Genomic DNA, 20,959 nt, shown 5'->3' with positions numbered 1-20,959 from the left:
GGTCATGACCGTGGCAGCCCTTCGTCGCACGGCCAGACCGGGGAGACCCCGGCCGCCGCACAGACCGCGATATGCAGCAACAGGGGATGGGTGTACGGCTCTCCGTCGCCCGGCCAGTGCACCACACCGGGCTCCTTGGTCCCGGTGGGACCGGTCCGCCACCCGGGCGGGCCGGTCACCGTGGCACCGACCGCGTAGACGGCCGGTGCGGGCCAGTTGACCCCGATGTCCGACTGGGGCGGCACGATCCACCACCAGCGCCCGGCGCGGGCGAGGACACATCCCGCCCGGGGCAGCAGGGCCATGACCCCGGGGCCGTGCCGCTCGGCGATCCCCACCGCGTCGTAGGCCCGGTCCGTCCGCAGCGCCGGCGGCAGTTGAAGGCGGTGGCGTCCGGACGCCGGACGGAATCCGCGCCGGCCGAACCGGCCGCGGACGAGGCCGGTCAGCGCACCGGCGAAGGCGTACGTCATCTAGGGGCACTTCACAAAGGTCGGGCCGCTCGCGCCTGCGGTCGCCGCGGCAGAACGCGGTAACGGGATCATGACGCAACTATGCGCACCGCCGCGCGCACTTGGCAAGGGGCACTCTGAACAATGCAGAGTCGTAAGTGCAATGTGCCCGTTCCGCACTGGCCATGGCACACTGCGAACATCAGCGTTGGGGAGGTCAGGGAGGGATTCAGGTGAGCGAACCGCGGTCGGCCCCGACCGTGGGTCAGGTCGTCCTCGGCAAGAGGCTGCAGGATCTGCGGGAGAAGGCCGGGTTCAAGCGGGACGAGGCGGCCAGAGTGCTGCGGGTCGCGCCCGCCACCGTCCGCCGCATGGAGACCGCCGAGGTCGCGTTGAAGGTTCCGTATGTGCAGATGCTGTTGGACAGCTACGGGATCACCGGCGAGGAGCTCGATTCCTTCATCACCCTGACCGAGGAGGCCAACAAGCCCGGCTGGTGGCAGCGGTTCCACGACATCCTCCCGGACTGGTTCAGCGTCCACGTCAGCCTGGAGGGCGCGGCCGAGATGATCCGGGCGTACGAGCCGCATTTCGTCCCCGGACTGCTCCAGACCGAGGACTACGCCCACGCGGTCATGCAGACCGGCGCGGTCGGCCAGTCCGCCCCCCGGCAGGCGGAGCGCCATGTGGCGCTGCGCATGGAGCGGCAGACGCTGCTCACCCGGCGGGACGCGCCCCGTCTGTGGGTGGTGATGGACGAGACGGTACTGCGCCGCCAAGTGGGTTCGGCGGCGGTGATGCGCGACCAGATCGACCGGCTGCTGGAGTCCGTCGAGATGCCGCACATCACGCTGCAGATCTCGGAGTTCACCTCCGGACACCATCCGGGCACCTATGGGCCCTTCGTCCTCTTCCGCTTCGCTGTTCCCGAACTGCCGGACATGGTCTACGTCGAGTACCTGACCGGCGCCGTCTACCTCGATGAGCGCATCGAGGTGGCCTCCCATCTGGAGGCCCTGGACCGCATGGCGGCCCAGGCGGCAACCGCACGACGCACAAAGGAAATCCTCCGCGATTTCCGCAAGGAGCTCTGATCGGAATGGATCGCATTCACAACGGCATGCGCGCGAGCGACCTCGGCAGCGAGGGCTGGCACAAGCCGTGGAGCGGTGGCAACGGCGGCAACTGCGTCGAGGCCATGAGGCTGGACGACGGCCGGGTAGCGATCCGTCAGTCGACCGATCCGGACGGTCCGGCGCTGATCTACACCCGCGGCGAGATCATGGCGTTCATCGAGGGCGCCAAGGCGGGCGAGGCCGATTTCCTCATCTCCTGACATGCCTCCCGTGCACCGGCCCGCACACCGCGGCCGCGCCGGTGCCACCGTGGGCCGCCGCCGTGTCCGGACACGGCGGCGGCCCACGGGTTTCCGGCCGTCCGGCCGTCGGCGTCGGCCGTTACGAGACGTCCGCCGCCAGCGCCCGCAGCAGACCGATGGCGAGCGCGGTACGGGCCGGGATCGGGGCGAGCACCGTGTGCTCATGGCGGGCGTGGGCGCCGGAGCCGAGGGCACCGAGCCCGTCGAGGACCGGACGGCCGAGTGCGGAGACGAAGTTGCCGTCGCTGGCCCCGCCGACCGCGGTCTCCTCCAGCTCCCAGCCGTGTTCCGCGGCGACCGCGTGGGCCTGCTCGAACAGTCGGCGGGACGGATCATTGGGGACCATCGGCGGGCGGTTCCACTCACCGGTGACGGTCAGCCGCACCCGCTGGTCGGAGGGGGCGAGGGCGTGCAGCGCGGTGTCGATCCGCTTCATCTCCTCCGGTTCGGCGATCCGGATGTCGATACCGCAGCTCGCCTGTGCGGCGATCACATTGCGCCCGGTGCCGCCGCTGATCAGCCCCACGTTCACCGTGGTTCCGCGCTCCGGGGCGCTGAGTGCGGCGATCCGCGGGACGACCTCGGCCAGCGCGTGGATGGCGCTCGCGCCCGCGAACGGGTCGAGTCCCGCATGCGATTCGATGCCGTGGGCGGTCACATCGAACAGCCCGACGCCCTTGCGGGAGGTCTTGAGCGCCCCGTCCAGCGACGCCTCGAAGACCAGCGTGGCCAGGACGTCCTCGCTCAGCCGCTCGATATGGCGCCGGGAGGCGGGGCTGCCGATCTCCTCGTCGCCGTTGAGCAGCAGCCGCACCGAGGGGTGCGGAAGCTCCAGCTCGCGCAGCAGCCGCAGGGTCCAGACGGCCTGCACCAGACCCGTCTTCATATCGAAGACACCGGGTCCGCTCGCCCGGCCGTCCTCCACCTGGAAGGGCCATTCGGCGAGCGTTCCGGCCGGCCAGACCGTGTCGTAGTGGCACAGCAGCAGCACGGTGCCGGGTGCGGTGCCGCGATACGTCACGGCCAGCACATCGCCATACGTCCCGCAGTCGTGGCGCTCCGTTCCGTCCGGCTCGCCGAGCCGGTCGACGAGCCAGCCGCTGATCGTGGCGAGCCCGGCGTCCAGCAGCCGCTTGTCATGGCTCGGCGTCTCCAGCTCCACCAGCGTCCGTAGGTCTTCGATCATCTCGGGCAGCACCCGGGCGGTGGCGGCGGCGAGATCGGAGGGGGTCATTCGAGGGGATCCTTCCCGAGGTGGCGTGGGTGAGGGAGCGGCCGGGGATCAGCGGACGGGCGCGCCGGGGCCGAGTGGAATGCCCAGCGCCCACCAGGCGTAGAAGAGCAGGGTCCAGGCCACCAGCATGGCCACGGAGAGCGGCAGGGTCAGCGAGGCGAGGGTGCCGATTCCGGCGGAGCGCCGGTAGCGCTGGAGGAAGCCGAGCGCCATGACGAAGTAGGCGCTCATCGGGGTGATGGCGTTGGTGCAGGAGTCGGCGATGCGGTAGACGGCCTGGGTGGCCTCCGGGGGGATGTGCAACAGCATGAGCATCGGCACGAAGACCGGGGCCACCAGCGCCCACATGGCCGAACCGCTGGTCATCGCCAGATTGATCACCGTGCACACCAGCACGATGCCGACGAAGGCGACCGGGCCGGTGACCCCGAGGTCCTTGAGCAGATCGGCGCCGCGGATGGCGAGCACCTGGCCGACGCCGGTCCACTTGAAGTAGGCGAGGAACTGGGAGATGGCGAAGAACAGCACCAGGATGGGGGCCATCTCCCGCATGCCCTGCGCCATGAAGTCCGGGATGTCACGGCTGCCGCGCACGGTGCCGGCCGCACGTCCGTAGACCGCGCCGAGGAGGGCGAAGAGCAGTCCGAGCACCACGGCGATGCCGGAGAGCACGGGCGATTCGACGATGCTGCCGCCCTCGCCGCGCAGCGGTGACCCGGTGGGGATCATCGCCACCACGACCACCGCGAGGAAGACGAAGAGGGCGATGGTGGCGTGGCGCAGCCCGCGGCGCTCCTCGGGTGCCAGGGCGAGCTCGACCTCCGTGGTCTGCCCGGTCTCCGCGGCCGTGTCCCCGGCCGCCTCCTCGGGCTCGGGCGGAAGCGCCGCCACCCGCTTCACCAGCACCTTCTCGGTGACGAAGGTGATCACGGCGGCCAGCACCACCGAGGAGGCCAGGGAGAAGAAGTAGTTGGACAGCGGGGTGACGACATAGCCGGGGTCCACGGTGTGCGCGGCGGCCGTGGTCAGCCCGGACAGGACCGCGTCCATGGGGGTGATCAGCGGGCTGGCGTCATAGCCCGCCGATACGCCCACGAAGGCCACCACGATCCCCAGGAGCGGACTGCGCCCGACGGCCCGGAAGGCCAGCCCGCCCAGGGGGACCAGCGCCACATAGGCGGCGTCGGAGGCGATGTGGGCGACCATCGCGGTGAAGGCCAGGGCGAAGGTCATCCAGCGCGCCGGGACCTTGGCGACACCGGCCCGCAGCATCGCCGCGAGCAGCCCCGACCGGTCGGCGACGGCGACACCGAGCATGACGACCAAGATCGTGCCGAGCGGTGGGAAGGTGGCGTAGTTGGTGATCGCGTCGCTGATCATCGACCGCACCCCGTCGACCGAGATCAGGCTGCGCACCGCCACGGTCTTGCCGCCCGCCGGATCGACCGCGGAGACGTCCGCGGTGGCGAGCCCCCAGCTGATCAGCGCGAGGAGGACGCTGAGGATCGCGAACAGCCAGAAGGGGTGGGGAAGTTTATTGCCCGCGCGCTCGACGGCGCCGAGCACCCGGAGCAGTGCGGACAGCGCCGCCGAGGACTCCCCGGGCGCCTCGGGAGGCGTTTGCCCGGGTGTGGTGCCGGGTGTCTTCCCGGGCGTGTTGTCGGGTGTGGTCGTGGTGTCTTTGGAACTCACCGTCCGCACTCCTTCGTCGGTGACGCAGTAGTGGTCGTCCATTAGAGAAGGCATGACGGAATGAGGCAAGTAAAAGACTTGTAACGCAGGAATGATTCACGCATGGAGCACCAATCGCACGATAGATTCGTATCCATGGCAGCCGTTCCCACCACACCACCGGTACTCGACGACGCCGACCTCGATCTGGTGGCCGCCCTGCAGGTGGCGCCGAGGGCGCCGCTGAGCGCGCTGGCCGAGGTCCTCGGCAGCTCGGCCAGCACCGTCGGCCGCCGGCTGACCCGGCTCGGGGAAGAGCGGCTGCTGCGGGTGATCGGGCAGGTGGAGTGGCCCATGCTGGCCGAGGGCAACCCCATGCACGTCTGGGTGGCCACGGCCCCGGGGCAGGCGTGGCAGGTGGCCCGGCGGCTGTCCGAGCTGCCCGAGATACCGTTCGTCGCCACGACCACGGGCCGCACCGATGTCTACTGCTCCCTGCACGCGACCCGGCGCGGCCGGGCCCGGGAGCTGCTGATGAACCGGATCCCGTCCGTCCCCGGTGTGCGGTCGGCCCGTACCGAACTGGTGCTCAGGGCGACGGCGAAGTCCGACTCCTGGCGGCTGCGGCGGCTGGACGACGCCCAGGTGCGGACGCTGCGCCAGGACGCCGATCCGGTGGCGGAGCCCACCGCCGTCACCGAGTTCAGCGACGACGAGCTGCGGGCCGTGGAGCTGCTGCGCCAGGACGCACGGGCGAGCGCCGCCGATGTGGCGCGCGGGCTCGGCATCAGCCGGTCCACCGCCTACCGGCTGACCCAGTCGCTCCTCCAGCGCGGTCTGGTACGGCCTCGTGTGGAGATCGAACCGGCGCTGCTCGGCCATGCGCTGGAGGTCGTGATCGAGCTGCATGCCGCCCCCGGGGCCATCCAGGAAGTGGCCGACGCGCTGGCCCGGCATCCCTCGGCGCGCTATGTCTCGATCGTCGCGGGCACCTCCTCGGTGATCCATCATGGCGTGTTCCGGGACGAGGACGGCCTCGCCGACCTGCTCACCCACGATCTGGCGAAGCTCCCCGGCATCACCGCCTGCGAGGTGTCGGTCGTCCTCGATGTGCTGCGCCGGTACTGGATCGGCCGGGAGGACGGAAGGCTGCTGAGCCAGGACCGATGAGTTCCGCGCGGCGGGCCGGTCTGATGGGTGACGACACCTTCCCGCTCACCGAGGAGAGACCATGAGCGACACCGAGATCACCGTCACCCGGGACCTGGACGCACCGCGTGAGACGGTGTGGCGGGTGTGGACCGAGCCGGAGTACTTCGCCCGCTGGTTCGGCGCCGCCCCCGAGTCCGTCGCCCTCGACGTCCGGCCGGGTGGCGCCTGGAAGGCGAACATCGCCACTCCCGGGGGCGAGATGCCGATGCGCGGCGTCTACCGCGAGGTGGTCGGCCAGGAGCGGCTGGTGTGGACCCTGGACCTTCCGCAGGGGGTCATGGAGATGACCGCCACCTTCGCCGAGCTGGGCGACGGCCGGACCCGGGTGGTGCTCCGGCAGCCGGCCCCGCCGCAGGAGCAGTGCGCCCAGGCCGAGGAGGGCGCCGCCCAGCTCCTGGACAGCTTCGCCAAGGTGCTCGCGTCGGTCTGAGCGCTCCCGGTCACTCCCCCGGCGGCGGCCCGTCCCACTCGATGACGTCCACCTCATCGCCGACCGCCAGCTTTCCGGCGCGGGTCACGGAGAACTGGCAGCCGAACAGGGTGGCGCCACCCGGGCCGCGCCGGTAGCCGGCCAGGGTGCGCAGTGGCTCCGGGCCCGCCTTGACGCCCTTGATCTGATCGACGGTCGTCACGACGCACCGGGCGGTGGGCTTGGCGAAGCCCAGCTCGGCGCCGCCGATGGCGACCCTGCGGATCCGGTCCTCCCGATGGGGTTCGTCCCATCCGCCGAGCACGATGCCGGGGCGGAAGCGGTTCATGGGCAGCGCGGCGCCGCCCGCCTCGGCGATCCGCTGGTTCAGCCCGTCCAGGCTGGCCCGGGAGACGAGGTGCACGGCGCCGCTGTCGGCGTAGCCGCAGGTGCCGGGGATCCATCCCTCGGTCACCCGGTCGTGCTCCGGGGGCACCCGCACCAGCCTGCTCGGCGCGCCCAGCGCCCGCGAAAGCCACGTGGCGGCGTCCTCACCCTGGTCGATACCGAGGAAGGGGTTGTGGAACAGCTTGACCTCGCGCCGGGCGGAGGTGGTGTCGACGTCGATGGCCACTTCACCCTCGCCGGGTGCCGACAGGGTGAGCCGGGTGCCGTCCGGGTCGATGGCGGGGCGGATGACGGCGAGCCGGGGATCGCGCCGCTGCGTGCGGCACTCTCCGTCCTCGCCGATGACCATGAAGCTGCGGTCGTGCCGCAGACCCGCCTCCGTCAGCAGCGCCTCGGATACGGGAACACCCGCGCAGCCCTTGACGGGGTAGGAGGTCAGCTCGACAACGATCGCCACGCGGCAACCCTACCCGGGGCCCGACCCAGGGGGCCGTGTCCCCGATCGGCCAGTCGGCGCGCTCCTGCGCCCTCGCCCGGTGCCCGACCGGCGTTTCATGGCACACCCCGGCTCCACCATGCGCCCCCGGCCCGGCGTCCGGCGGCAGGGCGTAGCGCGGAGTACGCCGAATGACCCACCGCGCACGGCCGGTGACCAGCGGCACCTGACGTAGGCGCGCTGCGCCTCCCGTCGGCAGGAACCCAAATCCGACCGTTTCCCTGGAGCGGCGGACGAGATCGCGAGAAAAGCGCGGTCTCCGGCGTCGCCCGGGGTCCCGGACAGGCGGGGTGAAGGGTGATGATTTCGGGGCCGCCCCTGAGAGCGGCTCGAAGGGGGGAAGTCGATGTGAGGCAATGATATGCGCGGCGGCGCGCTTCCCGCTATACACGGACCGCGTGATTCTCCGCCAGTTCCCGGCCGCCATGACGACCGGCTCTTTTCGGAGAACTGCCGCGGTGCACGGGCGGTCGGCGAGGCGATGCGGACAAGAGATACGGTAAACGCCAAGTCAAGTCCGTTCGTACGACCGCGAGTTGACCCAGACGCCAAGCAGCGCCCCTGTTCCGCGGGCCATACCGGATGCCGGAGAAGATACGAGCCGGGGCCGGGGTTCCGCGCCCGGCACCCTCGGTCCCCCACCATCCCCCCCCCGCACGTCTTCGCCCGGGCCGCCCCCGCTCCCGGCCGGCCCCGCGCCTGAACGCCGCGGTCGGCGGCACGCCCCCGTAGATACGTTTCAAGGTCCCACCTCACACAGGGAAACGCCGCCGGGCCCGCCTGGCGCGTTCGCTCAGGCGTCCCCCTCTTCCCCCACTCCCCCGCAAGGCCGTCCTATTTCCCGCCCCTCGCCCTGCCTCCCGCTCTCCCCTCTCTCCTCCACTCCCCGGCATTCTCCGGTTGCCGGCAGGAAGAGCGGAACGGCCCGTTCCAGCGCGGTGCCGCGCGGTTACGGCCGCCCACTGCGGCCCGGCCGCCAAGCGGCCGATCTTGACCGGGCGGCGACGCAATAGCGCCGAGGAAGATCCCGTGCCGCACGCCCGACCCGTCCCGGGTGTCGCATTGAGCCGCCCGCCGCTCGTCCGCGCTTCAACTGTTCATGCTCCGGCCGCAATTCGCCCGCCCGGCCGCCCGGGATCGGTGACCGATCATCCGGAAACCAATCCGGCGGAATAGCGTCCGCCCCTCCTCCGGCGCCCCGGAGAATCATTTCCCGCCGTACGAGGACGTCCAGCGGGGCATGATCGCCCGCATCCGTCCCGGCCCGCCCGGCCCGCCCCACCGACGCCCGTGCGCCCCCGGCCCTCCATGCGCCTCCCGCCGCCCAACTGACGGAGCGTCAGCCGATTCCGGGGTGGCACCGGGCGGCGCGCGGCCGTCCATGAGGCCCCCTGCGCCTTGTGACCAGCGGGGCCGGGCTGCGGTACTCGTACAGCCCGCCGGGTCCTCCGGAGGGCACGTCGAGAGCCGTTGTGTCGAGAGGAACCAGCCTCATGGCCGTACGAGGAAGTCACCGACGCCCCGCATCGCCCAGCCGGGTCTCCCCGCTGTGCGCGGCCCTCACCGCCGGCGGTGTCGGCATCGTCCTGCCGTTCCTCGGCACCGGCCCCGCCCACGCGGCCTCGGCCGGTACCTGGGACCGGGTCGCCAAGTGCGAGAGCGGGGGCAACTGGCACATCAACACCGGCAACGGCTACTACGGCGGGCTGCAGTTCTCCCAGCACACCTGGGCGGCGTTCGGCGGCACCGCCTACGCCGCGCGGGCCGATCTGGCGTCCAGGGCCCAGCAGATCACCGTGGCGGAGGTGGTCCTGCGCAAACAGGGCCCGGGCGCGTGGCCGGTCTGCTCCGTCCGCGGCCGGCTGTCCCGGTCCGGCCCGCCCGCCGAGGTGGCGAGCCGCAGTACTGAACCCCGCGCCAAGCACCCGGCCAAGCCCGCCAAGAAGTCGGCCAAGTCCGCTGCCAAGTCCCGGGCCCGGCAGCACACCGCCCGGCGCGCGGCGTCCGGCTCCTACGCGGTCGTCCACGGCGACACGCTGTCCCGTATCGCCACGCGTGCGTCGGTCAGCGGTGGCTGGAAGGCGCTGTACCACGCCAACCGCGGGACCATCGGCCCCAATCCCCATCTGATCCACCCGGGGCAGCGGCTCGCCCTGCCCTCGGGCGCCCGGCATGTGCGCAAGGCGGCGCCCCGCCACCGCGCCTCGGCGATCTCGAGCCACACGGTGGTCCGCAAGGCGGCCGCCCGCCCGCATATGGCCCCGGTCGGCGGGACGGTCAGCGCGGCGTACGGCATCCGCGGCGCGCGGTGGGCCAGCGGCCATCACACCGGCGTGGACTTCGCGGTCCCCATCGGCACCTCGGTGCGCGCGGCCGCCCCGGGCACCGTGGTGGCGGCGGGGTGGGGCGGCGCCTTCGGCTACCAGGTGATCATCCGTCACGCCGACGGCCTCTACACCCACTACGCGCATCTGTCGGCGCTGACGGTCCGCACCGGGCAGTCCGTCGAGGCGGGCCGCCGGATCGCCCGGTCCGGCAACACCGGGAACGCCACCGGACCGCATCTCCACTTCGAGGTCCGCACCGGCCCGCACTACGGGTCCGACATCGACCCGCTCGCCTATCTGCGCACGCGGCGTCAGCGTCTGACGGCTCACACCGGACACACGGCGCCCCTCAAGGAGGTGTCCGGCGGAGCTTGCCGCCTGCGGCAGGCTGCTCCCTCCCCGCCCCTGGCAACGGAAAGGGGCGGGGAGGGGAAAGACCCGCCGGACACCCCATAGGTCCATCTCCAGGGGGTGGGGGAAGGGGAGGCCGCCCGAGGCACGGCTCGGGCGGCCTCCCGCCATCCGCGCGGGGATCGGTCAGTACCAGATCGCGGCGGGCAGCCCGGTATCCGCCTCCTGTGGCGGATCGGGAAGGCTCCGGGCGGCCCCGAGCGCGATGCGCCGCGCGCTCCAGGCCGCCACCGCGGCGTCCAGGACGTCGTCGGGCGGCACCCGGCCGGCCGGTCCGAGGTCGTCGGGCAGGACGATGCCCTGGTCCTCCAGCAACCGGCGGCGCATGGCCTGGCCGTTCCAGCTCTTCTTGCTCCAGGCCACGGGCCGACCCTCGTTGACGGCGGCGAAGGAGACCTCGGGATGGACCTCGTAGAGCCGGTGGTCGCCCCCGTCGCGACACGCGTTGGCCTCGCGCAGCTTCGCGGCCAGCCCCCAGGTCTGACGGCTCAGCCCCCGACCGGTCAGGGACCGGCAGCGCAGATTGGCATCGTCGTAGTCAGCCGCCTCCCAGACCCCGCGCGGCGGCACGGAGAAGACCCGGGAGCGGTGCGGGGCCACCCTCGCCACGGCCAGGGCCTCCGCCTCGCGCCATCCGGCCGTCAGCAGCCCCAGCGGCATGTCGACCGCGACCACGGCGGCGTCCGGAAGCCGCCCGAGCAGCTCGGGCAGCCCTCCGGCGGTATCCGCCCCGGCGAAGCGGCCCTCCTCGCACAGGGTCACGGACACCCAGCCGGTACGGCAGGCGTCCACCCCCACGACGGGTGATCCGGCGCATCCGGGTGCGGGCGGGGGGTGAAAAGCATCGCGACGGGAACCCATGCGCCGTATCCGACCATGCCGATGAGCCCTCGGCCGCCACCCATGAGCAGCGCCCCCGCACCGTCACGGCCGACAAGGTGGTCAAGTCGGTGCGCTACTGCGCGGTGGGGTGCGCCCAGAACGTCTACGGCACCGAATGGGAGCGGCTGGACCTGGACACCCCAATGGACATGGTCGCCGAACGGGTGGTCCGCACCCGCCGCGAGGGCTGGCAGTGGGAAGGAGGGGCCGACGAGCGAGTCGGACGTCACCCGTGACGGCATCCGCGGCGCCCGGCCACCCGAGAAGAGCTGGCGAAGTTGTCCAAGTGGTACCAGTCGTCGATCGACTGGGAGTATCCGCCGAACCCGTCGCCGTGGTCGGACGAGGAGCGGCAGGCCTTCAAGCAGCGGGCGCACGCGGCCTTGCTCGCGTCGGCGTTTGTAGTGGGAGCTCTACCGGCACGGCGGCGAGTGGAAGTTTCGCGCTGTTGGCCCGGAATATGTGTCAGGGCTGCGAGGCATCGCTCTAGACTTCGGGGTCAATGTTTCGCAAAGTCAGGTACGGTGCGGGGGAGCCCCGTACAAAACGATTGGGTAGCCAGTGCTTCTGAAAACGTTCGGCTGGTCGTTCGCGGTCACCGCGCTCGGCCTGGTCGCGGCCGTGTTCTACGGGGGGTGGACCGGCTTCGGGATCGTGGCGATCCTGTCCATCCTCGAGATCTCGGTGTCCTTCGACAACGCCGTGGTCAACGCCGGGATCCTGAAGAAGATGAATGCCTTCTGGCAGAAGATCTTCCTCACCATCGGTGTCCTGATCGCGGTCTTCGGCATGCGCCTGGTCTTCCCGGTCGTGATCGTCGCCATCAGCGCCAAGATCGGTCCGATCGAAGCGGTACGGCTCGCGGTCGACGACAAGGACAAGTACCAGCAGTTGGTGACCGACGCCCATCCGTCGATCGCCGCCTTCGGTGGCATGTTCCTGTTGATGATCTTCCTGGACTTCATCTTCGAGGAGCGGGAGATCAAGTGGCTCGGCTGGCTGGAGCGTCCGCTCGCCAAGCTCGGCAAGGTCGACATGCTCTCCGTCTGCATCGCGCTCATCGTGCTGCTCGTCTCCGCGATGACCTTCGCCACCAAGGCCCACCAGCACGGCGGCATCCATGCGGACAAGGCGGAGACCGTCCTGATCGCCGGCGTCGCGGGCTTGATCACCTACCTGATCGTCAGCGGCCTCTCCGGCTACTTCGAGAACAAGCTCGAGGAAGAGGAGGAGCGCGAGCACGAGGCCGAGGAAGAGGCCAAGAGGAGCGGCAAGACGGTCCCGGCGGTCGTGATGGCCGGCAAGGCCGCGTTCTTCATGTTCCTCTACCTGGAGGTCCTGGACGCGTCGTTCTCCTTCGACGGCGTCATCGGCGCCTTCGCGATCACCAACGACATCGTCCTGATGGCGCTCGGCCTCGGCATCGGCGCGATGTACGTCCGCTCGCTCACGGTCTACCTGGTCCGCCAGGGCACCCTCGATGACTACGTCTACCTGGAGCACGGCGCGCACTACGCGATCGGCGCCCTCGCCGTGATCCTGCTCGTCACCATCCGGTACGAGATCCACGAGGTCATCACGGGCCTCGTCGGCGTCGTCCTGATCGCCTGGTCCTTCTTCTCCTCGGTCCAGCGCAACCGCAGGCTAGCGGCGGCCGAGGGAAAGGACACGGGGTCCAGCGAGAAGGCTGAGGTCTCCTCCGGCGTCTGAGCCGGGCCGCCGGCGGGGGTCGCAGGGCCTCCGCCAGGCGGACGGTGTCCTCCGCGAAACCCCACCGGTGGCCGGCCACCGCCCTGACCATTCCAGGGTGGTGGCCGGCCACCGCCCTGGAATGGTCGTCCAGACGCCGAGGACTATCGCTTTGCCGAAGCCTTCGGTGCGGCTTCGGGCGAGGCTTTCGGTGAGGAAGGGGCCGTGGCGCCGCCGGGGTTCGGACCGTAGGCGTCCAGGAAGCGGTCGCGGAAGGAGTTCATCTTCCACACCGGGGCCTTCGCGCCAGGCATCAGGCCGTCCTCCCAGCCCCAGTGGGAGATCCGGTCCAGCACCGCCTTGTCGTGCGCGACGATCGCGACCGGTACGTCCCGGCTGGCGTTGTTGCCGCTGACCCGGGCGAGGGGCTGGTGGTCGCCGAGGAAGACGAGCACGGTGTTCTTGTTGCCGTACTTCAGCACATAGTCGATGAGGCTGTTCACCGAGTACTGGATGGACTTCCCGTACTCGGCCTTCACCTTGTCGGAGTCGGTGAACACATCCGCGGGATTCTTGCCGGCCTTCTCGATGGCCTTGTAGACCGAGCCGTCGCCGACCTGGCTCCAGGGGATCGTCTTGGGGATGGGTGCCCAGGGCTGGTGGCTGGAGGTCAGGATGATCTCCGACATCAGCGGCTTGTCGCGCTTCTTGCCGTGCTCCAGGTGCTCGAACGCCTTGAGGGCGTACTGGTCGGGCATGGTCGACCAGCTGAATTTCGGGCCCTTGTAGCCGAGGTCGCGGGAGTCGTAGACGTGGTCGAGGCCGTAGAACTTGCCCTCCGGCCAGCCCTTGGTGACTCCCGGCATGATGCCGACCGTGCGCCAGGCGCCGGTGCGCTGGAAGGCGCGGGTGAGGGACATGTGGTCGCCCGCGGTGACGGTGCGGTAGCGGTTCTGGTTGTCGATCCACAGGCCGGTGAGGAAGGTCGAGTGCCCCAGCCAGCTGCTGCCGCCGTACGTGGCCGAGGTGAGCCAGCCGCTCTTGGAGGCGAATCCGGCCTTGTTCAACCGCTTGGTGGCGTTCTTGAGGGTCTTGTCGACACCGGGCGCGATCGCCGGGTCCTCGATGGCCGAGCGGCCGTAGCTCTCGATGAAGGTGAACATCATGTCCTTGCCGCGCAGCCCGGTCAGCAGCTGGTCGCCGGGGGTGTCGCCGTAGGTGTCGACGGCGGCCACCTTGGCGAACTCCCGCTCGTCCTTGAGGGTCTTGCGCACCCGCTCCGCCCGGTCCTGGACGAGCGCGGTGGTGCTCCGGGACGCGAACGGCGCCCCGGCCACCTGCACGCCGAGCGCCGCGCACATGACCCAGACGGTGCCGAGCACCAGGGTGGTACGGGTCGCCACGGCGCTGTTCCTCGCCATGACGTTGCTGATCCGCAGGACGGCGAGCCCCATCAGGACGAGCACCGCGACGGCGAGGACCACGACACCGATCACGGCGGCGGTGGCGGCCGTGTCGCCGAGCGCGTCCTTGACGTACGACTGGGCGTCGTCCAGCAGTATCCAGTCGAGCACCACGTTGAACCCACGGCCGAGGAACTCGTTGAAGCCGATGTCGAGCAGGTTCAATATGGTCAGCGCGCCGAGGACCACCCCGGCGAGCACCGCCACCACCCGCCGCGCCATGGACGGCAGCATCAGCAGCAGCGTGGCGCCGAACACCCCCTCCACCGGGATGCGCATGAAGGCTCTGGGTTCGATGAGGCTGAGGTGGGTCGGCAGGAGGAGGGCGAGGAACACGAGGGCGAGGGAGAGCCCCGTGGCCGTCCACGCCACCGTCCGCGCCACGGCGGGGTACTTGGCCCGCCAGCCCTTGGGGGCGGCGGCCGTGTCGTGGACGGAGCTCACCTCCTGGTCGGCGACCTCGTCCCGCTCCCCGGTGTCATCCTGCCGCTGGGCGGGGAGATCGGGCGTGGCCTCAGGCTCAGCCTGAGGTGGACTCTCCGGAGTCGGGCCCTCCGTCGGGGCCTGCTCCGTGGTTCCCTTGTCCGTTTCCGACCGCTGATGAGAGCTCGATTGGCGCGACAACCCGAAGGTCCTTCCCTGCGAAGCCCGGTGGTGGCACGGCGGGCCCGGCTCGGGTAGTCGGGCCCGCCGTTATCCGTACGGCGCGCCGGGGGCCTCCGTTCAATCACCTGGCACTTTTCCCGGCGCCTCCCGCCCGCTCGCGAGCGCACCGGCCCCACGATACGCTGCAACCCTCACATGAATGTGAAAGTCAGCCGGATCGGCGGCACGCGGGCGGAGAGACAAGGACGGACACATGCGTATCGGAGAGCTCTCGGAGCGCACCGGCACACCGCGCCGGCTGCTGCGCTACTACGAGGAGCAGAAGCTGATCCTGCCCGACCGCTGTGCGAACGGCTACCGCTCCTACGACGAGCGTCTCGTCGACCGGGTGCTGCAGATCAGGGGGCTGCTCGACGCGGGGCTCCCGACCCGGATCATCAAGCAGATCCTGCCGTGCCTCGACAAGCCCCGGCGCATTCACTTCTCCGACGCCACACCGGAGATGATCGCCACGCTGGAGAACGAGCGGGACCGCATGAGTCAGCGCATCGAGTGCCTGACCCGCAACCGGGACGCGATCTCCGAGTACCTTGACGCCGTGCTCAGTAATAACACCGCCAGCTGACCCGCTCCGGGGAGCCCACGATGACCGTCCGCCGTGTCGTACCCACCGCGGTGCCGAGATCGTGCACTCGCTGCGGGACGAGGAGTGGGGCTTCCGCCGCTTCTTCGTCCGCGACCCCAACGGCCGTGTGATCAACGTGCTGAGCCACCGCCGATAATCCGGTGCGCCCCGCCCACGCACTGGGCTAGCGTCGCCGCTCATGACGACGCCACCGCGCATCCGCCCTCCCCGCACCGCCGATGAGCGCACCCAACTGCTGGGCTGGCTCGATATGCAGCGCGCCGTCATCTCGTGGAAATGCGAGGGCCTGTCCGAGGCGGACGCCCACCGGTCCTTCCTTCCGACCTCGCCCCAGATGACCCTGGCCGGGCTCGTCTCCCATATGCGCTGGGTGGAACACCTGTGGTTCGAGATCGTCCTCCTCGGCCGCCCGGCCGAGGGCCCCCGGTTCGACGAGAACGTCGAGGATGCCGATATGAGGGTCGAGGGCGTCCCGCTCGCCCAGCTCCTCAAGGACTACGCGCAGCAGTGCGAGGTGTCCAACGAGATCATCGCGGCCCACGCCCTGGACGACACCGGCCGCCACCCGGACTTCAACGCGACCTCCACCAGCCTGCGGTGGATCCTCTTCCACATGATCGAGGAAACCGCCCGCCACGCCGGCCATATGGACACCGTCCGGGAACTCGTCGACGGCGAGAAGGGCTACTACTGACGCCCCGCTGCGGTGACCGGGTGACCTACATCGAGATCAACGGATCGCCCGCCACCCTGCGGTGAATCCGGGCCGGGGCGCGGTGGTGCGGGCGACGGCCCGGCGGCAAGCCGACTGATCGGCTATCCGTCGACGGTGCCGGACAGCCGGGCCGGGTCGGCCACGGCCACGGCCGTCTTCCCGTCCAGCTCCCAGCCTTTCGCGTACGCCGCGGCGAACTCCTCGCCGCCCAGCGCGGCCTCACCCCGGCGGGTGAGCTCGCGGACCTGCGGATCGGTGTGGTCATGCGTGCCGCGGAGCCGGGCGGCGGCCCCGAGTAGTACGGCCGACTCGTGCTGCCGCCCGCGCGTCTCGGCGAGCGCGGCCGTGTTCACCGTCACCAGCGACAGGATCGGCAGATCCCGGGTCGCCAGCGCGGCCGCGTACGCCTCGCGCAGCGCCTTGTCCACGCCGGGCAGGTCGCCCAGCGCCAGGCAGAGCGCGGCCCGTGCGCCGCCGACCAGCGTCCGGACGTGGTCCGTGGCGAACGCGGTCTCGTCGAGCAGACCCCGTTCGGCGGCGTCGATCAGGTCGCCCGCTCTGTCCAGGTCGCCGAGCCGCACCCGGAAGTCGGCCTCGCACACGTCGACCAGGACCAGCATGTCCGCCGAGGACGCGTGCAGCGCCCGCTCCCGGGCGGAGTCGATCACCGCCATCGCCCGGTCGGTGTCGCCGCGCCGCAGGTGCACGTCGATCCAGCGCAGGTCGCTGTAGAGCTGGTCGCCGAGGCTGAGCGAGCCGAACTCGCCCGCCAGCGTCCGGGCCTCGCGCAGGTCGGCCAGCGCGCCGTCGAGGTCGTCGTATCGCCGCAAGTGGGCGCTCATCGGCAGCGTGGCGGCCCGGCCCCAGCGGTCGCCGGCCTGCCGGAAGCGGGCCAGGGCCGCCTTCACATGGACACGCATCCGCATCAGCGCGCCCGCGTTCTCGGCGATCTCGGCCTGGAACATATGGGCCAGCCCGGACAGCCACACGTCGTCGCCGTCGGCCAGGCGCTGGAAGATCGCCAGCGCGGCCTCCTCCTTCTGCAGGAAGAGCAGGACCGGGCCGAACACGCGGTAGTGGCTCGGCAGCTCCGGATGCGCGAGCAGCCGGTCGGCCAGCTCGCGCATCTCCGTCCGGTCGTCCGCGGCTTCCCCGGCGGTGATCCCCGACAGGATGTCCGCCCGGTTGAGCAGGTAGGCGGCTCGGACGCAGTCGCGCTCGGGCGTCGGCCCGCCGCCGGTCGCCGCCAGCACCTCGCCCAGCCAGTAGGCGGCGTCGGAGTGGCGGCCGAACATCTGCCAGTACCAGATCAGGGTCAGGGCGAGAGTGGTCGCGCCGTGGGAGTCGCGGGCGGCGCACAGGTGGCGCAGGGCGGCGAGCGTGTTGTCGTACTCGGCGCCGATGACCTTCATGGCCATCAGCTGGCCGGGCCCGCGCAGCAGCGGGTCCTGACGGGACATCATCTGCGTGAAGTGGGCGGCGGCCAGATCGCGGGCCGTGCCGAGGTCGCCGGTGTCGGTCAGGCGGTCGGCGCCGTACTCGCGGATGGTTTCGAGCATGCGGTAGCGGCCGGTGGCGGGCGCGAGCTGCAGCAGTGAGCGGTCGACGAGCGTGGCGAGCAGATCGGGGATGTCGGCTGTGGGCACGGTGGTGCCGGCGCAGACGGCGGTGGCCGAGGCGGGGGTGACGCCACCGGGCAGGATGGAGATCCGTTCCGCGACGGTGCGTTCGTGCTCGCCCAGCAGCTCCCAGCTCCAGGCGATGACCGCGCGCAGGGTGCGGTGCCGGGGTGGTGCGGTGCGGCTGCCGGTGGTGAGCAGCCGGAACCGGTCGGAGAGTCCATCGGCCAGGTCGGGCAGTGACAGCGTCCGCAACCGGGCGGCGGCCAGCTCGAGGGCCAGCGGCAGACCGTCCAGCCCGCGCACCACGCGCACTATGTCGGGCAGCGAGGTCTCGTCGACGTCGAAACCGGGTCGCACGGCGGCGGCCCGCTCGGTGAACAGGCGCACCGAGGCCGCCCTTCGGGCCTGTTCGACGCCGTCGTCCGGGTCGGGCAGCGCGAGCGGGGCCAGCGGCACGAGCGCCTCGCCGTCGACCGCGAGGGGTTCGCGGCTGGTGGCGAGCACGCGCAGCCCGGGGCAGCGGGGCAACAGCGCCGAGACGAGGCGGGCCACGGCGTCGATCAGGTGCTCACAGTTGTCGACCAGCAGCAGGCTCTCCCGGCCGCCGAGCTCGCCGACGAGGACATGCAGCTCATCACCCTCGATCCGCTTGCGGGCGTCGAGCATCGCGCCGCCCCGCAGCCCGGTCCCGGTGAGCACTGCCGTGGCGATCTTCGCCGGTTCGGTGACGGACACGAGGTCGATGAGCCAGGCGCCGTCGCGCCATGCGTGGTGGTGCCGGCGGGCGGCCTCCAGCGCGAGCCGGGTCTTCCCGGCGCCGCCGGGACCGAGGACGGTGACCAGGCGTCCGGTGGTGAGCAGGGTGCCGATGCGGGTGAGGTCGTCGTCGCGGCCGATGAAGCTGGTCAGCGGCGCGGGCAGGTTGGTCGGCCGGATCCGATCGGGTTCGGTGGCCGCCCGTCCCCCCGCCTGTCCCCCGGCATTCCGTCCGGTTGCGGCCGCAGGGCTCCCGACCTCGGCGTTCGCGCCCGCCGGGCTCATGCCTGCCGCGCTCATGCCCGCCGCGCTCGCTTCCGTCGCGCTGGTGGCCCGGGCGGTCGCCTCTGCCGTCGGAACCGAGGCCCTCGAACTCACCGCACTCCCGGCCGGGGCACTGGAAGCCGCCGGGCTCCCGGCCGGAGCGCCTCCAGCGCAGGCGTCCGGCACCAGGAGGGGCCGGCCGGGGCGCAGCAGGCGCAGATGGCGTTCCCGCAGGGCGGTGCCCGGGTCGGCGCCGAGGGCGTCGGCCAGCGTCTCGCGGACCCGCTCGTAGACCGCGAGCGCCTCGGCCTGACGCCCTTGCGCGGCGAGCGCGTCCATCAGCAATGCGGCCGCCCGCTCGTTGACCGTCTGTTCGGCCAGCAACCCGGTCAGCCGGGCGGCGGCCAACTCGGCCCGCCCCAGCGACAACTCGGCGTCGGCGAGATCGGCGACCGCCTCGATCGACACCTGCGCCAGCCGGGTCGCGACCGTGGGCGCGACAGCGGCGATGACCGCGGGTTCGGCACCAGGATGGTCGCCCCACAACGCCACGGCCTTGGACAGCGCGGCGACCGCGGCCTCCGGGTCACCTGCCCGCAGCCCCTCCCGACCGGCAGCGGTGAGCCGCTCGAAGCGCAGCGCGTCCACGTCGGCCGCGTCCACCGCCAGCCGGTAGCCGCCCATGACCTGCGCGACCACGCCACGGGCCGGGTCGGTCGGGGTGAGGGCGCGGCGCAGCCGGGAGACGAGGGCCTGCAGGGCGTGGGCGGGGCCGGACGGCGGCTCCTCGGCCCAGATCGCGTCGACCAGCACGCCGGGCTCGACCGCGTGGCCACCGGCGAGCGCCAGCCGGACCAGCAAGCCCTGCAACCGCGCGCCCGAAACGGTCAGCACGGTGTCACCGCGCGACACCTGAAACGGGCCGAGCAGCGTGACGCGAAGCCGTGCGCCCCTCTCCATTCCCCGATCTTCGCGCGCCCACCCGCAAGGCCCCAAATCAGGGCGCCCGTGTCAGCGCCGTGTGAGCCCCCTGTGAGCGACCCGCCTCAGTCTCCTCATGCCGCACCACCATCACGAGCAATGGAGACAACAGATGACCGCCACAAACAACGCCGGCAACTGGGTCCGGAGCTGGGGCGCCTCGCCCCAGGCGGCCCACGACGGGCTCGGCTCGCTCAACGACTGCCCGCCCCTCGCCGACGTGACCCTGCGCCAGGTGGTGCGCGTCAGCGGGGGCGGGCGCCGGGTGCGCATCCGTTTCACCAACGAGTTCGGGACCGCGCCCTTCACCATCGGCGCGGCGCGGGTGGGCCTCGCGGCGCCCGGTGGCGGGGTGCGGCCGGGCAGCGAGCACGTGCTGACCTTCTCCGGCGCGCCGGCCGTCACCGTCCCGGCGGGCGCGCCGCTCCTCAGCGATCCGGTCGACCTGCGGCTGCCCGCCCTCGCCAAGCTGTCCATCAGCCTCTATCTGCCAGGGCGCGTGGAGACCTGCACCTGCCACGACCCCGCCCTGGAGACCGGCTGGACGATTCCGGGCGACGCCGTTGCCTCCCCCGCCCTGCCGGAGAACGCCGAGGTTCTGCCGGTGCGGGCCCTGATCTCCGCCGTCGAGCTGCTTCCCGACGCCCCTGCCAAGGCCATCGTCGTGGTGGGTGACTCCCGCACCGACGGCGTCGGGTCGACCCCGGACACCAACCGCAGCTGGCCGGAGCTGCTGGCCGAGCGTCTCGCCGAGCGGGGCGTGGCCACCGGCTACGTTTCCAACCAGGGAATCAGCGGCAACCGGATGCTCAACAACGGCATCGGGGTCGCCGCCGCGGCCCGCTTCGACCGGGATGTGCTGGCGACGCCCGGCCTCGGTTGCGTGGTGCTCTCCGTGGGCGGCAACGACCTCGCCATCTCCTTCGCCCCACGGGACGGCGACGGCCCCCTGGCCGATTTCCTGAAGGTGTTCCCCGGGGCGCCGGTGACGACGGACGACGTCATCGCGGGCTACCGCCAGCTGATCGCCCGGGCGCATGACCACGGCGTGAGGGTCTATGCCACGACGATCGCGCCCTACGAGGGCGCGGAGGTCTACACACCGGAGGGCGAGAGCGCACGCCAGGCGGTCAACGAATGGATCCGCACCAGTGGCGCCTTCGACACCGTGCTGGACTTCGACGCCGTCTGGCGCGACCCGGCCCGCCCCAGCCGGATCAGGGAGGACTTCCATGTCGGCGACCATCTGCACGGCAGCGATGCGGGTTACCGGGCCCTGGCCGACTGCATAGACCTGTCGCTGTTCAGCTGAGTCGGCCGGTCTGTGAGTCGGCCGG

At 71.4% G+C, this 20,959-nt stretch carries 16 protein-coding genes and 3 pseudogenes; 12 read left to right on the top strand and 7 right to left on the bottom strand.

Features of this window, described 5'->3' with window-relative positions; genetic code table 11:
• Window positions 1-2: 2 nt before the first annotated feature.
• Complete coding sequence (locus tag J5X86_RS30440; RefSeq protein WP_208519908.1) at window positions 3-473, bottom strand: hypothetical protein; 471 nt, start codon at window positions 471-473, stop codon at window positions 3-5.
• 212 nt (window positions 474-685) lie between these two features.
• Between J5X86_RS30440 and J5X86_RS30435 the strand changes: the two genes are divergently transcribed.
• Window positions 686-1,546 (top strand): helix-turn-helix transcriptional regulator, encoded by an 861-nt coding sequence (locus J5X86_RS30435; protein WP_208519907.1) that lies wholly within the window; start codon window positions 686-688, stop codon window positions 1,544-1,546.
• Window positions 1,547-1,551: 5 nt separating this feature from the next.
• Complete coding sequence (locus J5X86_RS30430) at window positions 1,552-1,788, top strand: DUF397 domain-containing protein (RefSeq protein WP_208519906.1); 237 nt, start codon at window positions 1,552-1,554, stop codon at window positions 1,786-1,788.
• A gap of 121 nt (window positions 1,789-1,909) precedes the next feature.
• Here the strand turns inward: J5X86_RS30430 and J5X86_RS30425 are convergent, their stop codons facing one another.
• Window positions 1,910-3,064: a M20 family metallopeptidase gene (locus J5X86_RS30425; RefSeq protein ID WP_208519905.1), complete on the bottom strand. Its 1,155-nt coding sequence runs from the start codon at window positions 3,062-3,064 to the stop codon at window positions 1,910-1,912.
• Window positions 3,065-3,112: 48 nt separating this feature from the next.
• Window positions 3,113-4,798 carry an AbgT family transporter gene (locus J5X86_RS30420; protein WP_208519996.1) on the bottom strand — a complete coding sequence of 562 codons (1,686 nt, stop codon included), beginning with the start codon at window positions 4,796-4,798 and terminating at the stop codon, window positions 3,113-3,115.
• A gap of 93 nt (window positions 4,799-4,891) precedes the next feature.
• On the opposite strand from J5X86_RS30420, the gene J5X86_RS30415 reads away from it, so the two are divergent.
• Window positions 4,892-5,905 (top strand): Lrp/AsnC family transcriptional regulator, encoded by a 1,014-nt coding sequence (locus J5X86_RS30415; protein WP_208519904.1) that lies wholly within the window; start codon window positions 4,892-4,894, stop codon window positions 5,903-5,905.
• A 61-nt stretch (window positions 5,906-5,966) separates the two neighbouring features.
• A complete protein-coding gene (locus J5X86_RS30410) occupies window positions 5,967-6,377 on the top strand; it encodes an SRPBCC domain-containing protein (protein ID WP_208519903.1) in 411 nt (136 codons plus the stop codon).
• Window positions 6,378-6,387: 10 nt separating this feature from the next.
• Here the strand turns inward: J5X86_RS30410 and J5X86_RS30405 are convergent, their stop codons facing one another.
• Window positions 6,388-7,221 (bottom strand): MOSC domain-containing protein, encoded by an 834-nt coding sequence (locus J5X86_RS30405; protein WP_208519902.1) that lies wholly within the window; start codon window positions 7,219-7,221, stop codon window positions 6,388-6,390.
• Window positions 7,222-8,753: 1,532 nt separating this feature from the next.
• Between J5X86_RS30405 and J5X86_RS30400 the strand changes: the two genes are divergently transcribed.
• The gene (locus J5X86_RS30400) at window positions 8,754-10,043 is read left to right on the top strand and encodes a transglycosylase family protein (RefSeq protein WP_243981830.1); all 1,290 of its coding nucleotides are present in this window, start codon (window positions 8,754-8,756) and stop codon (window positions 10,041-10,043) included.
• An 81-nt stretch (window positions 10,044-10,124) separates the two neighbouring features.
• On the opposite strand, the gene J5X86_RS30395 is transcribed toward J5X86_RS30400, so the two are convergent.
• Complete coding sequence (locus J5X86_RS30395) at window positions 10,125-10,796, bottom strand: DUF429 domain-containing protein (RefSeq protein WP_308124779.1); 672 nt, start codon at window positions 10,794-10,796, stop codon at window positions 10,125-10,127.
• A 92-nt stretch (window positions 10,797-10,888) separates the two neighbouring features.
• On the opposite strand from J5X86_RS30395, the pseudogene J5X86_RS53010 reads away from it, so the two are divergent.
• The 3 genes and pseudogenes from J5X86_RS53010 to J5X86_RS30380 form a co-directional block, all read left to right on the top strand.
• Window positions 10,889-11,080: pseudogene (locus tag J5X86_RS53010) on the top strand (hypothetical protein); the annotation flags it as partial.
• A 208-nt stretch (window positions 11,081-11,288) separates the two neighbouring features.
• Window positions 11,289-11,438, top strand: a pseudogene (locus J5X86_RS30385) (TerD family protein); the annotation flags it as partial.
• Window positions 11,439-11,441: 3 nt separating this feature from the next.
• Complete coding sequence (locus tag J5X86_RS30380) at window positions 11,442-12,590, top strand: DUF475 domain-containing protein (protein WP_208519900.1); 1,149 nt, start codon at window positions 11,442-11,444, stop codon at window positions 12,588-12,590.
• A gap of 143 nt (window positions 12,591-12,733) precedes the next feature.
• Here the strand turns inward: J5X86_RS30380 and J5X86_RS30375 are convergent, their stop codons facing one another.
• The gene (locus tag J5X86_RS30375) at window positions 12,734-14,656 is read right to left on the bottom strand and encodes a sulfatase (protein WP_208519899.1); all 1,923 of its coding nucleotides are present in this window, start codon (window positions 14,654-14,656) and stop codon (window positions 12,734-12,736) included.
• Between the two features lie 235 nt (window positions 14,657-14,891).
• Here J5X86_RS30375 and J5X86_RS30370 point away from each other — a divergent pair, with 235 nt between their 5' ends.
• The 3 genes and pseudogenes from J5X86_RS30370 to J5X86_RS30360 all read left to right on the top strand — a co-directional run bounded on the left by J5X86_RS30370 (window position 14,892) and on the right by J5X86_RS30360 (window position 15,978).
• Entirely contained in the window at window positions 14,892-15,263 is a 372-nt protein-coding gene (locus tag J5X86_RS30370; protein ID WP_208519898.1) for a MerR family transcriptional regulator, read from the top strand.
• A 49-nt stretch (window positions 15,264-15,312) separates the two neighbouring features.
• Window positions 15,313-15,420, top strand: a pseudogene (locus J5X86_RS30365) (glyoxalase); the annotation flags it as partial.
• Between the two features lie 42 nt (window positions 15,421-15,462).
• Entirely contained in the window at window positions 15,463-15,978 is a 516-nt protein-coding gene (locus tag J5X86_RS30360) for a DinB family protein (protein WP_208519897.1), read from the top strand.
• Between the two features lie 122 nt (window positions 15,979-16,100).
• On the opposite strand, the gene J5X86_RS30355 is transcribed toward J5X86_RS30360, so the two are convergent.
• A complete protein-coding gene (locus J5X86_RS30355) occupies window positions 16,101-19,601 on the bottom strand; it encodes a BTAD domain-containing putative transcriptional regulator (protein ID WP_208519896.1) in 3,501 nt (1,166 codons plus the stop codon).
• Between the two features lie 133 nt (window positions 19,602-19,734).
• Between J5X86_RS30355 and J5X86_RS30350 the strand changes: the two genes are divergently transcribed.
• Window positions 19,735-20,934 (top strand): SGNH/GDSL hydrolase family protein, encoded by a 1,200-nt coding sequence (locus tag J5X86_RS30350; RefSeq protein WP_208519895.1) that lies wholly within the window; start codon window positions 19,735-19,737, stop codon window positions 20,932-20,934.
• The last annotated feature ends 25 nt before the right edge of the window (window positions 20,935-20,959 follow it).

The organism is Streptomyces sp. NEAU-YJ-81, assembly GCF_017592595.1.
In the GTDB taxonomy this organism is placed as follows: Bacteria; Actinomycetota; Actinomycetes; order Streptomycetales; family Streptomycetaceae; genus Streptomyces; species Streptomyces hygroscopicus_B.
Note: the sequence above shows the minus strand (reverse complement) of the source record. Positions and strands in the feature narration are given on the sequence as shown.